13 protein-coding genes are annotated in these 15,539 nt (G+C 34.5%); 6 read left to right on the forward strand and 7 right to left on the reverse strand.

Annotation, left to right across the window (positions count from 1 at the left end):
- Nucleotides 1-68 precede the first annotated feature (68 nt).
- Nucleotides 69-767 (forward strand): DUF421 domain-containing protein, encoded by a 699-nt coding sequence (locus LCM09_RS08140; protein ID WP_224880479.1) that lies wholly within the window; start codon nt 69-71, stop codon nt 765-767.
- A 313-nt stretch (nt 768-1,080) separates the two neighbouring features.
- On the opposite strand, the gene LCM09_RS08145 is transcribed toward LCM09_RS08140, so the two are convergent.
- Together LCM09_RS08145 and LCM09_RS08150 are read right to left on the reverse strand one after the other, a co-directional pair.
- Nucleotides 1,081-1,488, reverse strand: coding sequence for a hypothetical protein (locus LCM09_RS08145; RefSeq protein WP_224880481.1), 408 nt, complete (start codon nt 1,486-1,488; stop codon nt 1,081-1,083).
- A 21-nt stretch (nt 1,489-1,509) separates the two neighbouring features.
- Nucleotides 1,510-1,956, reverse strand: a complete 447-nt coding sequence (locus LCM09_RS08150) for a hypothetical protein (RefSeq protein ID WP_224880483.1) — start codon at nt 1,954-1,956, stop codon at nt 1,510-1,512.
- 524 nt (nt 1,957-2,480) lie between these two features.
- On the opposite strand from LCM09_RS08150, the gene LCM09_RS08155 reads away from it, so the two are divergent.
- The 4 genes from LCM09_RS08155 to LCM09_RS08170 all read left to right on the forward strand — a co-directional run bounded on the left by LCM09_RS08155 (nt 2,481) and on the right by LCM09_RS08170 (nt 6,700).
- Nucleotides 2,481-2,876 carry a hypothetical protein gene (locus tag LCM09_RS08155; RefSeq protein ID WP_224880485.1) on the forward strand — a complete coding sequence of 132 codons (396 nt, stop codon included), beginning with the start codon at nt 2,481-2,483 and terminating at the stop codon, nt 2,874-2,876.
- Nucleotides 2,877-2,976: 100 nt separating this feature from the next.
- A complete protein-coding gene (locus tag LCM09_RS08160; RefSeq protein WP_224880487.1) occupies nt 2,977-4,842 on the forward strand; it encodes an ATP-binding protein in 1,866 nt (621 codons plus the stop codon).
- A gap of 245 nt (nt 4,843-5,087) precedes the next feature.
- Nucleotides 5,088-6,179 (forward strand): DUF3578 domain-containing protein, encoded by a 1,092-nt coding sequence (locus LCM09_RS08165; RefSeq protein ID WP_224880490.1) that lies wholly within the window; start codon nt 5,088-5,090, stop codon nt 6,177-6,179.
- 104 nt (nt 6,180-6,283) lie between these two features.
- Complete coding sequence (locus LCM09_RS08170) at nt 6,284-6,700, forward strand: helix-turn-helix domain-containing protein (protein WP_224880491.1); 417 nt, start codon at nt 6,284-6,286, stop codon at nt 6,698-6,700.
- 223 nt (nt 6,701-6,923) lie between these two features.
- On the opposite strand, the gene LCM09_RS08175 is transcribed toward LCM09_RS08170, so the two are convergent.
- The 5 genes from LCM09_RS08175 to dndB are packed head-to-tail and all read right to left on the reverse strand — an operon-like array spanning nt 6,924 to nt 13,093.
- Nucleotides 6,924-8,045 (reverse strand): cysteine desulfurase family protein, encoded by a 1,122-nt coding sequence (locus LCM09_RS08175; protein ID WP_224880493.1) that lies wholly within the window; start codon nt 8,043-8,045, stop codon nt 6,924-6,926.
- Nucleotides 8,046-8,056: 11 nt separating this feature from the next.
- Nucleotides 8,057-8,428 (reverse strand): DNA sulfur modification protein DndE, encoded by a 372-nt coding sequence (gene dndE, locus LCM09_RS08180; protein ID WP_224880495.1) that lies wholly within the window; start codon nt 8,426-8,428, stop codon nt 8,057-8,059.
- A complete protein-coding gene (dndD, locus tag LCM09_RS08185) occupies nt 8,425-10,413 on the reverse strand; it encodes a DNA sulfur modification protein DndD (protein ID WP_224880497.1) in 1,989 nt (662 codons plus the stop codon). Before dndD ends, dndE begins: the two co-directional genes overlap by 4 nt.
- An 18-nt stretch (nt 10,414-10,431) precedes the next feature.
- Nucleotides 10,432-11,997: a DNA phosphorothioation system sulfurtransferase DndC gene (gene dndC / locus LCM09_RS08190; protein WP_224880498.1), complete on the reverse strand. Its 1,566-nt coding sequence runs from the start codon at nt 11,995-11,997 to the stop codon at nt 10,432-10,434.
- On the reverse strand, nt 11,987-13,093 hold the full coding sequence (gene dndB, locus LCM09_RS08195; protein WP_224880500.1) for a DNA sulfur modification protein DndB: 1,107 nt from the start codon (nt 13,091-13,093) through the stop codon (nt 11,987-11,989). The genes dndC and dndB overlap by 11 nt, the downstream gene beginning before the upstream one ends.
- A 177-nt stretch (nt 13,094-13,270) precedes the next feature.
- Here dndB and dptF point away from each other — a divergent pair, with 177 nt between their 5' ends.
- Complete coding sequence (dptF, locus tag LCM09_RS08200) at nt 13,271-15,538, forward strand: DNA phosphorothioation-dependent restriction protein DptF (protein ID WP_224880502.1); 2,268 nt, start codon at nt 13,271-13,273, stop codon at nt 15,536-15,538.
- Nucleotide 15,539 lies beyond the last annotated feature (1 nt).

Raw genomic sequence — 15,539 nt, forward strand, 5'->3', positions numbered from 1 at the left:
ATAGTACACATAGAGGCTATGCAATCCATCCATTGTGTGGACGGTTCACGATAGAAGGGTGTTTTACGATGAGTATGTCAGAACTATTACTTCGATTAGCGATTACCTTCGTTGTTCTATTTGCGCTCGCGAGAATAGCCGGCAGGAAAGAAATCAGTCAGATGACGTTCTTTAATTGGGTGTCATCCGTAGCAATTGGATCTCTAGCTGCGGATATCGTGGTCAATAAGGAATTAAGTTTATTACAGGGAGTAATCGTGCTTGTAGCTTGGCTTGCAATTCCAATACTGATTGGATTTATTGATATTAAATTCAAATGGGCGCGTCAAGTGACGACGGGGGAGCCAATTATAGTCGTACGAGAAGGCAAAATTCTGGAACATTCTCTTCGTAAAACCCGTTTGGACATTGATACGCTGCGAACGCTTCTAAGAGAAAAAAATGTCTTCCAATTATCAGAGGTTGATCTTGCTATATTTGAAACGAATGGAAAGCTGTCTGTTATGAAAACCGATCCTCATCAGTGCGTAACGAGAAACGATATGAATGTTTCCAGTAAACCAAAACAGTTCCCAATCGCAACGGAGGTCATCTCAGATGGGGTAATTAACTATAAGAACCTGGTGATGTTGAATTTGGATGAGGAATGGTTAACAGAACAAATGGAGGAAGCAGGAGTTCCTTGTCATGCAAATGTGTTTTATGCCGAGGTGCAGCAAGATGGGACAATTCATGTGGATATGAAGGGTGATTATAGTGTTCGTTAGGTGAAAGGGGTAAATTACAGGGTTTTATGCGTCTCTAGGTGTAAAATAGGTGGCCAATACATTCCGTATTATAATCTTTCACAAGATGGGTACATGCTTTTCAATATTAAAGCTTAAGACATCATCTTTGCTAAGACTATAAAGATATTGGTTTACCAATGCTTACTTTTTCCAAATTGTTATTACTAAAGTTTTTAAAACGGTTTTCAATTGGGCTTTTGTCATTGAATTCCTCCCTTCTATTATTTAAATTATAGAAGGTATATTTTGCAAATGTATTACTTCAGAATGTAAAATAGCACCTTATAGGGTGCTATCTCATACGTAGTATTGATTTAGATTCAAGTGACCCGTTTTTTATAATATAATCAGGATCAGTTTCAGATAGATCTTCAGAGCTTGAGATAGAATAGATTGAAAAAACATAATCCCCTTCATTATTAAACCGGACATTTTTTATTTTAGTGATTCTAGTGAAAGTTTCAGGGGTCTCATCACTTTTATGAAAATTAAAGAGTTTCACAATAGCACGTTTACCCCCACGTTCAGCCATTAACACAAGATTTTTATTTATCGGAGAATAAAGATTAACAAATACTACTAAATCAAAGTTGACTCTGTCCTTATTGGTTATTGAAATTGTGTCGAATAAGTTTACTAATGAATCGGTCTTCTTATTATATTCCTCACAAAATAACATAGTTACATTTAATTTATTCACAATTATCACCCTACTAGTATATTAAAAAGGTAGTTCATCTTCATCAAATCTTGGATTATTTTGTAGTGATCCCTCGATTTCCTTTGCTGTCCTCTTAGGAATATCGTCTGCAAATTTTTCTAAATCCTTTTTTAAAATTTCCAAAGAGGCTACAGTTTCTTTATTAGTATTAAATAAAGAAAGCATTGTTTTTATATTTTCTTCGTTAATTTCGTTTGTTCTTTCTAAATTGTAAAAACTAACAATAGTCGAGATGATACTTAGAGTTGTAGCTACTAGACCTAAAATTAAACTTACCCAACCATTCATAATAGTTAGAGTGATATCCTTTTGAAAAATAAAACTTAGTAAAAAAAGAACGAAAAGACTTATAACAATTAACGAAATAATAAATGTCAACCAAATTTTTTGAAACACAACGAGCCCTTTTAACATATTTTCCAGAGTAACACGTTTTTTTTCTCCCATTCCCCCAACATTACTCCTTATCTGACTTTAATTTAATGAAATTTAACAGCTTCTTTTTATCATAAGCTTAAATCAAAATATTTACAATAAGTGCTCACGAAAGAGAAACAGTAGAGGAGTGAAAAAGTTGTTATTCCTATGTCGGAAGGACAGAGGGACAGGTTATATTCCTTCCCAGATGGTTGCAAAGGAATTACTATGATTCTTTCCATGCCCTTTTTGTTTGTTAGATCATTGTTGGGACGGTGTACATTTCCCTGTGTCAATCAAAAGACGATACCAACTAGCAGAATTAGAAAATGAGGCGCGATAAAATTTTCTACAGTTTCTTTATATACAGAAGCCTATTTATACAAGTAATGGTATAATAACCCAAAATACCTTTATGATTTTAGGAATAAACAGGGGGTTACTGCTCCTTAACACTTAAGAAGTTTGATGATTACAATTTATTAAATTTGTAGGCAATTTATATAATGAAATGTCATTGTATCTTGAATTCACAGATAGTTAAGGGGTTCAAAATGAATAAAGAAGAATTTGAAGAAAAAAGTAGTTTAAATTTAATGAAGTCAAGTTATGGTCATCTTTTTATCATAGAAAACACTTTGAGAAAGATAATAAATCATAAATTATCTAACACTTATGGTGGAAATTGGATTTTTTTTATAAGAAAAAAATATAAAAATAATTTAACGAAAAAAGATATTCATCAAATGTACTTCCATGAAATGATAAGTTTTATTTTGTTAATTCCTGAATTAAAGGACGATTTAGGTAGTTTATGTGATAGTTTATATAAGATAATTCCTATTAGAAATAGTATAGCTCATTGTATTCTTATCGATGAGCAGGAGTATTGCTTTTTAAATTCAGTTTCTGTAAAAATCCAAATGACTTATAACCAAGTAGTATTATAATCTAAAAATGTCTAATGTATTAAGGTTAGTAGAAAAGCGTCGTTTATTGTTACTAGTTTGAATTATAATAATAACCAAAAATAAATAAGGGGGATTTTTAGTGGCAAATCTGGGTGAATTAAGAAATAAGTTTTCAACTATTGCATTGGAACAAATTAGAGCTAATGTTAGAAGAACGATTATGAGTTATAGGTCTTCATGGGACATATATACAGAATTATTACAAAATGCTTTAGACGCAATTATTGATAAATATGGTTATGAAAATATTAGTAATGGTAAGATAACGTTATCATTTAACACTGAAAATAGAGAGATCTATATTAAGGACAATGGTATTGGAATTAAACACTCAGATATATCTAGTATTTTAGTAATGGGTGAATCGATAAAGAGAAAAGAGGGAAGAGGAAAGTATGGTTTTATGGGTTATGGCTTTACTTTCGTATCATTCCAAACAAATTACTTGAAAATCGAAAGCATTCATAACGGTAAAAAAGCATCTAGAACATACAAAGATTTATACAAGGTTATTTTTGAAAATGGTGAACTTCCGCTTTCTGAAGAAGAAAAAAACAGTATAAAAGAAGAGGATACCAATGAAGAGAGTGGTACTAAAATTACCATTCGTTTCCCAAGTGATTTTCCAAACGAAACACTGGAGAAAAATATTAATTCAGCCTTTTACCATGCAACATCCGAGCCAATGTTGGAGTATATTCTAAGAACTAAATCTGCGATTGGTATAGTAGATAATATTTTTAATAAAGAGTTGGATTTATTTAGTATTCATGTAGAAGTTAATGGGAAAGAAGTTGTAATTGATTCAGGTCATTTAACAACTAGAGAGTTACTAAAAAAAATGTATCCTTCAGGAAATTTTTATAATATAGATGAATACAATACATTTGTTGAGATGACTGAACATTTAGACCAATCTGCTAGAAGAGTAGCAAGAAAAGCAATGCTTATTGATGGCACTTATAATAATATTAGCATAGGTACGGTAAACCCTCTTAATGTTAATATTTACATAGCTGAGACTAGTAAAGGTCATTTATCGACTTATAATGATAAGTTTTCAAATGACGATAAATTTGAAAATTTATCTGTCAATAATGGTATTTGGTTGTCAATTGATGGATTACCAACAGGTATATGTTTGGACCCCCTTAGTCATGGTAGTTATCTTCCTTTCACAGTTATAGTGGATGTTATTGATGAAAGTAAAGACATTAAGAATGAATTAGATAGTGGGAGAAAAGGTATCACTGAATATAGAGCAGGTCAAATTGTAAAAGTAGTAAAAAAGATATTAAAAGAAAAACGATTTGTTGATTATAGAGAGTACGTTCTTGGTGTAGATACACGCGTCAATACTGATGGTTATGACGCAAAGAGAAATTTAAGAAATAAACTTGAGAGTAAACAAAAATTTAATCTTGATCTAGTGCATCAATACTTTCCTGTAGATAATGAACAGGAAGTTATTACATTATTTACTGAATTAATAAGTAGAGGACTATTGCCAGGCTATTTTCCAAAAGTAATTTCAGGTTTCGATGTATATGATGGTTTATATGATTATAAAACTAACTTTCCGGATGAAATACTGTTACCCAACGATCCGCTAGGTATCTCTGATAGTGTAAAAGTTAGGCATCCAGATATTGACCGCGAAGTTGTTATCGAATATAAAACATTTTTACGAGGTATATTCAGGGATTTAAAAGAGGTTAAGAAACGATTGCAGGATATAGATATTTTAGTTTGTTGGAGTGTTGAATACGAAAAGTTGAATGAATTTGTTGAGTTAGAAGGTATTGTGTTAAAGGGAGTTGATCAGTCAGAGAATTTTTATTACGGAGTAACCCATGAGGTTGCTGGATTAGGTAGAAATACGAATTTTCTACCTGTGATTGAGCTGAAAACTGTTTTAAGCAAGATATTTGGAATATATTTGTAATTTAAATGTTATATAGCAGTGAGACTAATAAAAGTCCACTGCTTCTTTTTATTCATACCATCAAATCAACTATAGATTGAAGACAAGGAAATCTTAGTGCTTAAAAAAGGTAGAAGATCAAAAAATAGTAAGTTAGCTAATTTGTAAGATTTGGATTCCTGTAATAATAGCACAAAAATAATATTATACTTCGAGATTGATATAGCTAGGAATTTTTTAATGTCTCTTTAAAGGGGAAGTTTATTTTGAAATTAGAATTCGAAAGAATATTATTGAATTATAATAAACAATTAGTATTGCCGTTTAAACCTACTGAGAATAAAATAGCAAAGTTTATAATAAATGAAATACCTATCGTAATAAGTAATAAACTTTCATTACATAAAAGGAATTATAAGGTTCAAAGTTCAGTTGGGCAAGGTAATTGGACTGAAACACCTTGGATAGGAATATTTGATCGCTCAATTACTTCTACTGCTACTAAAGGATTTTACATAGTCTATCTTTTCAGAAAAGACATGAAAGGATTTTATTTGTCTTTAAACCAAGGGACAACATATATTCAAACAAAATATAAGGGTAATAAACCCAGGGGGAAAATGAAAGAAACAGCTAGCAAAATAAGAGAAATTATCTACTACTCTGATAAAAAGTTTCCTCTAACTGATATTGAGCTAGGATCTTCTACAAATAATGCGAAAAATTATATGGCGGCGCACATATGTGGAAAGTATTACTCATTCTCGAGCCTACCAGAGAGCCAAAATATGGTTGAGGACCTTAGAGAACTGATTAAAATTTATCAACAACTAAAAATTGTTATGGGGTGGAAAGACACTGCACACTTTATTGATTATTTGCTCAATATCCATGAAATAGAAGATACTCAATTTCAATCAGATGTGCAACTAGCATCACCTGCTAAGACTCCAAGAGTTCCACAAATAATTCCAAATAAAGAGAGAAGACTTGAAGGATATTATTGGAGGAGGGACTCTTCAATTTCAAGGGAGGCAATTCATAACTCTTCTTACCAATGTGAAAACAACCCGAGTCATACAACATTTACATCTGATATTACAGGTGAAAATTTTGTTGAAGCACATCATTTAATTCCGCTTCAAATACAAGAAGTGTTTAAATGGAGTTTAGATGTACCTGGAAACATAGTAGCTCTTTGTCCAAACTGTCATAGGAGAATTCATCATGCAAATAAAAGTGAACGTGACGTTATTATAAATAAATTATTCAAAGTGAAAGAAAAGGAATTATCTCTTTATGGTCACAACATTACTATAGAAAAATTAATTAAAATGTATGATGAAAATCGATGCTAATTTCTTCAAATATATAGGGGAATACATTCTGATACTAAAGAAGTTGAAACAGTAGTTTGCAAGTGTTAAATTAGGTTCAATGTTGAATTTAAGGAGAGTTCAAAATGGAAGTAGGACAAAAAAAAAATACGATGTCAATGGATGAAAGAAGTCAGCAAAGTAAATATAATATTAAGGCAGGTAGATTGATAAGAGAAGCAAGAGAGAAAAAAAACTTATCGGTCAGAGGACTTGGAGAAAAAATAAATATATCGGGGAATTATGTTTCAGAAATTGAACGAGGAATTAAACCTGCGACCAATATTGTTATTAGGGAATTGTCTAAAGAATTGAAAATAGACGAAATAGAAATTTTTGAAGCTTATAATAAGGTACCACAAATTTGTATAGATGAATTAGAAGAATCGGAAGAAGCTCGAAATCTTATTATTACTTTAAGGGAATCTAATTTAAACCAACAATTGAAAAAAGAATTGTACAAAAAATTTATAGAGTTACATGATTTATTTGAAAAATATTGATTAATACGTGAAGTTAAGAAAAATTTTGTATAAATATTTGATTGAAATCCGTGTGCATCACATTGCAATAAATAATCGATTTTCACTTTCTAAGTTGTGAAAAGGTAGTGTTAATAGAACCTATTTTTATTAGGTTATTATAACCATAAGGACATGATTTTACTAAGTATTAATCTTGTCCTTATGGTCTCTAAGTAATAAACCAATGTTAAAATATACTTTGTTACAATTCATTAAAAATATTTAAATCTTTTATATCTGTTGTTGATGACAATGAAAATCTTACTGTTGATCTTATCTCCTCAATTGTACACCCCATAGCCTCAAGAACATGACTAGGTTTACTAGAACTACAAGCTGATCCAGTAGAAGTGGCAATGTGATCAGCTAGTGATTTTACTAACACTTCATTATTCACTCCTTTAAACTGTACACTTACAATTCCAGGGATCTTATTTTCTTGGTCATTATTGAACGAGATATGATCAGTGAATTTCTCTTTGAGGAGTCCACTTAATGTTAATTCAAGTTCTTCTAAGTTACTAATATTCTGAGTTATGTTTTCAAATGCTAGTTCAGCAGCCTTCCCAAACCCTACAATGTTATGAACCGCTAACGTTCCACTACGATAATCTCTCTCTTGACCACCGCCGTGCATTAGTGGAGTAAGCTTAACTGGAATCCCAAGAGAATCTTTACGAAGAATCGCCATTCCAGTTCCTTTTGGACCATGAAGCTTATGAGCAGAACCTGAAAGGAAGTTAATCCCTGGGTAATCCGCAAGATTGAACTTCACCTTTCCAATCACCTGTGTAGCATCGGTATGAAAGAAGATGTCACGTTCCTCGCAAAGCGCTGCAATTTCCTGAATAGGATTAAGAGAACCAACCTCGTTATTACCCCAAATAATTGAGACAAGGATAGGAGGATCTTCTTGTATAACTTGTTTGAAATCATCAATATTAATCCTACCGAACTGATCCACATCTAGATAAGTAACCTTATAATCACGCTGTTCTAGGTACTTACAGGCTTCCAGTACAGCTGGGTGTTCAACTTTTGTAGTGACAATATGGTCACCTTTATCACGGTAATAATCTGCTACACCCTTGATAATCATGTTGTTACTTTCTGTTGCGCCACTCGTGAAGACGACTTCATCTGGCTCGCAGCCGACTAAGCTCGCGACGTTTTGGCGAGCTTCTTTGACTGCTTCACTGGCGTTTGTTGCTAGAGAGTAATATTTACTTGAAGGGTTACCGAATTCTTCAAGTAAATAGGGGAGCATGGCTTCTTTCACTTCAGGTAGAACTTGAGTTGTTGCACTGTTGTCCAGATATAACATGTGTTTTCCTCCTAATCCATGCTCATTAAGTTAATAATAAACTTTTCATAGTTTCCAGCGTGTTTGTATTCACTTTCCAACAGGCCAACGCCTCGCTCTAAGTGCAGGTTAAATAGAGAAGGGAAGTATTCTTCATCGGTTACTTCACGTTCAGCATGCTGTGTGATTAACGCTTTGAAGATGTAGTCATATTCACCTGTTAATGTGTTGCGATTAAATTCCAGCCCGTTTGTGTTTGCGAGATCTTCAGATGGCATGGACTTCACTTTTAATGAAAGAGAGATAGCCAACCTTGCTAGAATGTTAGGTGTTAAGTTAGTCGTAGACTGCAGGTTCTTTAGTTTTTCTTCTGTCTGTTTTGAAGTTCGCAGTCTGAAGTTCATGATTTCAGCTCCGATTCTTTAAATTTAAAGTACTCTTTGTGTAAATCAACACGTTGTTCACCAGTGTTGAATTCCAGTGTGTACTCGTGAGAGATATGTTCAGTTAATAAGTTGTAGTGATTTGTATCTATTTCAGTGTCTGTAGAAAGAATGAGTACCTGCTCTCCACTTGATGGAATAAGGTCCGTCAAGACGGTTTTCTTATGAGACTTGTCCAACCTGCCAAGTAACGTATCAAAGATGAATGGTACTCGTCGGCCAGAGCACTTGAACATTGCCCAGATAATGGAGAGGAGAAGAATCTCTTTTTCACCTGCAGATAGGCTTTCTTTATAGAGAATTTCTTTATTCCAATCATAAAGAACCACTTCATACGTTTCATGGTTAATACGAAGTGACGAAATATAATTTTGTTTTCTCATCAATCGATTTAACATTTGAGTAGCTTCAATTTGAACTTGTTGTAGTTTCTTTTGTTGTTGAAGACTTCTAAACTCTTTACTTAGTTCCATCACTTTCGAAGAAATCGTGAAGGCATTCTGTGTCTTTTCATTTTGCTTAAGAACTTTCTTCTTCTCATTAATTTGATCTGCTAGGTTAGTAAGCGATCTTTGGTCTTCAGAGTGGTTTTGTTCTAGTTGAGCTATTTCATGTTCGGTATCTACAATCTTTCGGTTAAGGCTTTCCATTTCTTTAATAATCTTATGGAAGTCATCTTTTGATTCATCATTTGCAGTGATTTTATCTCTTAACTTTTTCGATTCAGCTAGCAGCTCTTGATTATCTTTTAGAAGATCAAGGTAGAAGTGATGGTTTTCTTTGCTTAGTTGTTGGTGTGTAGATTCCACTTGACTACGCTGAGAAAAGGAGGCGCGATGAATAATCTTGTCGTTCTCAGGCTTAAATTCATTAAGGATGCCTTCTTTTAGCTTGCTAGAATCCACTTTAGAATCGTCAGAAGAAACGGAAGCCATAATGGTGCTCATCGTTTCGTCATTGAGTCGGTTTGAAAGCTTCTGGTACATTTGGTTTGAGTCTTCATCTTCCATTTGATCCAAAGAATCTTTGATTAAAGAACGATTCAAATAGAAAGGTAAGAGAGTGGTGATGAACCCTTTTACAGCTTCTATATTCTCTTTTCTTTCAGTTTCAATGACATTCACTTCATTCTGTAATTTATCTCGTTCCTCTTTTGCAAGCCCACCATTAACCTCAAAATCTTTCTTTAGATCCTGTAGCTGGTCTTCTAAGGTAGAAAGGTAATGTTGCTTATCCTCAATTTCTTCAATTCTTGCTTCATGTGTAGCCTGCAACTGTTCTTCTTTATTTTGAAGCACTAGTAGCTGCTTTTCAGCTTGAGACAGGCTGTTTTGATCGAGGTCATTCTCCACATATTGCTTTAAGTCAGATTCAAGAACTTCAAACAAGTCTAGGTTAAACAATACTTTTGAAGCACTCTTAAGATAACTTGAAAGCAAATTCTCATTGATGATTCTTGAGATTTCTTCACCATCGAAAAGACAAAGGTCAAATAATTGTGGCGGCATTGTTTCTCTAAGTCTTGTTTGGTAGATTTCTTTCTCATAGTCGGTTAAATGATGGTTGTCTCGAATAATTTCAAGTTCTTCTTTAACGGAACCACCAGAGATCTTCCATCCTCTATAAAGCTTATACGTATGACGTTTGAAGTTTTCTACTTCGCTATATTCTAGAATAACGCGGAAACGGTGGCCTTCTTCAGCTCTTTTTCGATTGTTTAAGTAGCCCCAAATCCGATCATAATATGCTTTGTTTTCCGTTTTATATCCATATGCAAAGGAGCCAAATAAACCAAGTTTAATAGAGTTAAGTAGAGTAGTCTTACCAGCTCCGTTTTCACCGCCTATTAAAATGACGTTCTGCTTAGGTGATCCTATTTCAAAATCAAAGGAATAGGTGCCTTGATAAGCACCTATGTTTTCAATCGTTAAATTCTTAAATAACATGTCAGTAACCCTTTCGCCTTAAAGGTGTAGGTAATCCTGTGTTAATGCTTTATCTAATTCATTCATTAACCCACGTCTTACTTTATAGCCTGAATATTTTTTCTCGGTTAGGATGAGTTTCTTCAGTAGTTTGAAATCGATATTCTTCTCTTGAGCGAGTAGTTCAAGGTCAGAGATCTGTTCATTATCGAAAAGAGGACGATCATCGAATTCCCAGTCAAGTTCATAACCCATAACGTTCTTAAAGATTTCAGGGAGGTTATCTTCAAATTCACCAGCTTCAAGCCAGAATCTACGAATGACTCTAAGCTCATCTTCACGAATCAATTCAAAGTTTGGGTCATCGGGGTGTTTAAGGTCTCTTTGAGTAATGAGAAGCTTCTCTAGAATCTCTTGTCTCGTTTCTAGCGTGAATGGTCCAAGGCCAAGCTGCTCGAGCTTATCTTCTTCATTTCTTACTAATAGCTTAAGATCTCCTGAAGCACCAAGGTCAATGTTGTTTTCTTTGATATATTGCTTTAAATTGCTTTTTTCTACAATTGTGTACTCTTCTAGATTGATTAGTTCTTTTCTTCTGCTACCTTTTTTAGGAATGATGACATATTCCTTGTCTTCAATCGCTTCGATTCTAACTTCATTAAAGTACATCTGACCGTTCATTCTATATTTCATTCGTCTGTCGCGATCGTCTCGAATTCCTGCAAGCCAATTACGGAACTCAAGAAGGGGGCGCATCCAGTCTTCGCCGCTTTCAATGAAACCGTTCAGTGCTTTGTCTTCATTTACAACCGTACATACCCAGCAGCCAAATCGACTGTTACCGCATGAGCCAGCACTTTCTTTCACACTTTTATCTACAACAAGAGGGCATTCACCACTACTAGAATCCTGATAAAGTTTATTCAATGCATGGTTATCATCACCCCATGGGGATGGAACTGAAAGTAGATAATCCCAAACATCATTCGTTTCAAAGCTTCTGATTGGTGCGTAAACGTATGCGTTTGAAAGGGTAGAGTGTTTCATCAGTGTTTTTCCTTCAACACTATGAGACTTCATCACGTTTGCTCTTGTGGCACTCTCGTTATCTCGCACACCTAGAACCATAATTACTTCACCGAATTTAGATACCTTATCCAGGATGAATTGGTTAGCAGGATCGATCTTCAGTCGATCGGTACACCAGCGAAATTTCTGGTTAGGGGAAGGATAGCCTTTCCCAATTATTTTTGCCCAGAATGACTGATCAGGAGCAGGTTTCACCTTGTGCGTTTCAATTGGTAATCCCATTTCCAATGCTTTTGTCTGGATTCTTCTTAACGTTGTATTAATCGATTGAATAATGAGTGGCGTCTCAACTAAAGTATCTGAAGAGATGACATAAACTTTCTTATGTAATTCTTCAGGAGGCAGTTCAGACAGTGCGTCAAAAACAAGCTGAATAACCACAGTAGAATCTTTACCGCCACTATATCCAACAACCCATGGTCTCGGATCAGATTTATAGACTTCTTTAATATGCTCTTTTGATTCAGAGGCTTTAGGGAAGTCATTTTTTAATAGATTACTAATGCTATTTAACATTTGATTCACCCGACTTAAATTTATTTTCAATCTTCATTTCGTTTTCAGTGAGGGGGAGGCCAAGCTTTTCTTTAATTAGGTTAGCTGTTAATTGAATGGTGTGGTTGTTCTTTTGAATTCTTCCATTCGAATTAAATGCCCGTCCTTCCCAATCAGTCGCATTTGCTCGATTCCAATCTATAGTCGAAAGTTTCTTAATGGTTTCTTGCCATGTTGTTGGCTGGTATTCGAATGCATAGCGTCCTACAATACCAACCGCTTCTAGAAACAATCCGTGACCTACAATATAGTTCATTCTAAGCTCACGGGGGTTCATTTCTTTATCTAAAACCATCTGCCATTCGGTAATGGTTTCACACAAGAGGTTCCAAAATTCTTTAACAAACTTCTCTTCATCATCAGATATCACATCACCTTTTGATTTTCCCACTAGCTTTAAGTTGGTATTGAATATATGATTCAGTGCCATGATTTTAGGTGAGTTCTTGGATAAGGATACCTTTTCTCTATCGGTATAACGAGAGAGAAGAGGATTTTCTGCAACTATCTCCTTCGTAAGCATAGCTAATCGATCACGATGATCATACAGAATTCCTATAGATGAGGTTGTATTGACAGCATGTCTATTTAAATCGGAGAAGATTTGTTGTGAGTTCTTCAAGCCTTCATCATAAAAGAATACAACCGAAATGGTTTCATTGCCAAGCTCAGGTGCAATTTTTAATGCTTCTTCAATCGCAGCTCGGCGATGCTGACCATCATTAATAAGAAAGCGAGCTTCTAATGATATCCTTAATTGACCTAAATCGTTCGAAGTTGTGTCTTGGCCAAATGGAATAAACTCCAATTCGCCATCAATTGAAGCTGTAATCGAAGAGAATACATAGTCATTTTGGTTTTCAACGATATAATTCGTCATTTCAGGAATTCTTGTTTTATTTAAGATTCGTTGTGCTCTATGCTCTGGTGGAATCTCGTCTTCATCAAATAAGAAGATCTTAGGAATTATTCTAAGGGGGCACATTGCCACAAAATATTCCTTTCCAGCTTGTTTACCGCGAATTGCAGGGAAGTTATAACTAAATCCCATATCCATATATACAACCTCCGATTTACGTACGTAATTGTTAATTATTATTATAAACCTCATACAGCCTAATGGCAACAAAAAAGCGAACATTAATTCGCTTCTTTCAATTTTCTGCCAGTTTAGTAGAGGGATGCTTATATGGTAGAATAATGGTAAGAATACGTTTATAAGAGGTTGATAATCATGGAAAAAGGAAGCTTTTTAAGTTTTATAGAACATTTAAGTCCATTAGCAGCTCTAAATGCGAAGAAAATGGAAGAGTTATTGTTTGAAGACTCTGCAAGTGCAATTGTTAAATCACGATTATTTCTAGAGAAAGTACTAGATGAAGTTTTTAAAATGGAGAACATTGAGGCGCCTTACGTTTCTTCACTTTACGAGAAGATTTCTTATTTATCAAAAGAGGGAATAATAAAGAGAGATACACAAAAGTTGTTTGATACGATTAGGATTAATGGGAACAAAGCTGCACATACTGGCGACTTTGCAGATTTATCTCAAGCGATTGGATTACATAAGGTAATGTACGATGTAGCCCTATGGTTTTATGAGCTTTACTCACAAGAAAGAGTCGATATCCCTCCTTACGAACAACCCAAACCTAATAAGAGTGAAATAAGTTCACAAGAACAAATCGATGAACTTATTCAAAAACAATTAATTAAGATGCTGGAAGAAAGAGGAGAGCGTACGACTACAGATCCGAAAGAAGTGAATCCAGAGGGAGAAGAAATTCTCGTTAAAGATTTGCCTGCTAATAAGAGTTATCTGTTAAGAGAATTAAGAAGGTTAAGCGATTCAGCTCAGGAAGCAATTGAGAATGCAAACGCTTTTAGTCATTTCAAGAAATACATGCACGTGGACCGAAAGATTCAGAAGGACCTCGAGTACATTCTTGAAAAGAATAAGCAGGATGATTCAGGAAAGCTAATACTTCTTTGCGGAAGTGTAGGGGATGGTAAATCCCATTTGTTAGCTTATTTAAAGAAACATAAACCAGAGCTTATCTCTGATTATGAGATTCATAATGATGCAACGGAAAGCTTCTCACCAGATAAGGATGCTATGGAGACACTAGCTGAAGTATTGAAGGATTTCTCCGATCAGCGAGTTGAAAGTAGTAACAAGCGCGTTATTTTGGCAATCAATATGGGAGTCTTGCATAATTTCATTACAGCTGATCATGGCGATCAGACGTACAATGAGCTAAGCAAGTTTGTTGATAACAGTGAGTTGTTTTCTCAAAATGTGACCACCCATTATAGTGAAGAAGCATTTGATCTCCTAAGTTTTGGCGATTATCATCCGTTTGAGATTACGAATGAAGGTCCTCAGTCTCAGTTTTTCTTATCGATTTTAAATAATATCTTTAAAGATAGTAACGATAATCCATTCCACCTGGCTTTTAAAGAGGATCAGAACAATGGATTTCATACCATGCTTCACGAGAATTTTGAGTTTATGAGGCATCCCTTTGTACAAAAACAGGTTGTTGATTTAATCATACAGACATTGATTCGGGATAAAATGGTGATTTCTGCACGTGCATTTTTGAATTTCATAGCAGATATCTTAATTCCAGATACACTTTCGTCTTATTATTCTCTTACTGAATTTCAACGGTTAGAGTTGAATACAACAAATTTATTATTTAATCGAATGGAACGTTCTCCTATCTTAAAGGCAATGGGAGATAAGGATCCAATTCACCAACGCTCCTACCATATTGATCAGCTTATTATTAACTTAAATACGTATACAGACTATGAGAAAGTATTTGACCGCTATATTCACTCTGATGAAGCAAAGAAATGGTTAGAACCTTTCAAGCAAGATGACAGTGTGACAGGCCATTCATTTAGCCAGCTTGTAGAGGTGGTTATCCGCTTAGCTTATCTAACAAACGAGGACTTTTCTAAACAAGTCATAGAAGAGAACTATATAAACTACGTAAAATATTTGTACGCATTTAATGCTGGCGAGAAAAGCAAGATTAGAGACTTCTACGAAGAGATGAAGCAGTCCATTTTCAAATGGAATGGCACTCCTAAGAAAGAGTACATCTATATTAACAATCCAGCTGAAAAGTTTCGGATTGCCCAGTTATTGAACTTCAAACCTACGTATAAGCATTTGAATTTTAATCATCAGAATGTACTAGAATCGTTCAAGGCCACTATTCATTTGCGCTATCACGATGGTAATGGGGACAATCAAGTTGATTTGGAGATCGACTATCCGCTATATAACTTACTAACAAAAGTACAGCGAGGTTATTGTCCTAATAAAAAGGATAAAGAAGATGCGATTAAATTCGTTGAATTTATGGACAGAATCATGGGCTACGGGAAGAAGAAGGACGAGCTTTTGGTTCAATTCCCAGCCGATGAACGGTCATATAAATTAAAGCGTGACGATTTCGGTGATTTTGTTTTTGAAAAGGAGTCTTAAG

The organism is Guptibacillus algicola (genome assembly GCF_020171805.1).
GTDB lineage: Bacteria > Bacillota > Bacilli > Bacillales > Guptibacillaceae > Guptibacillus > Guptibacillus algicola.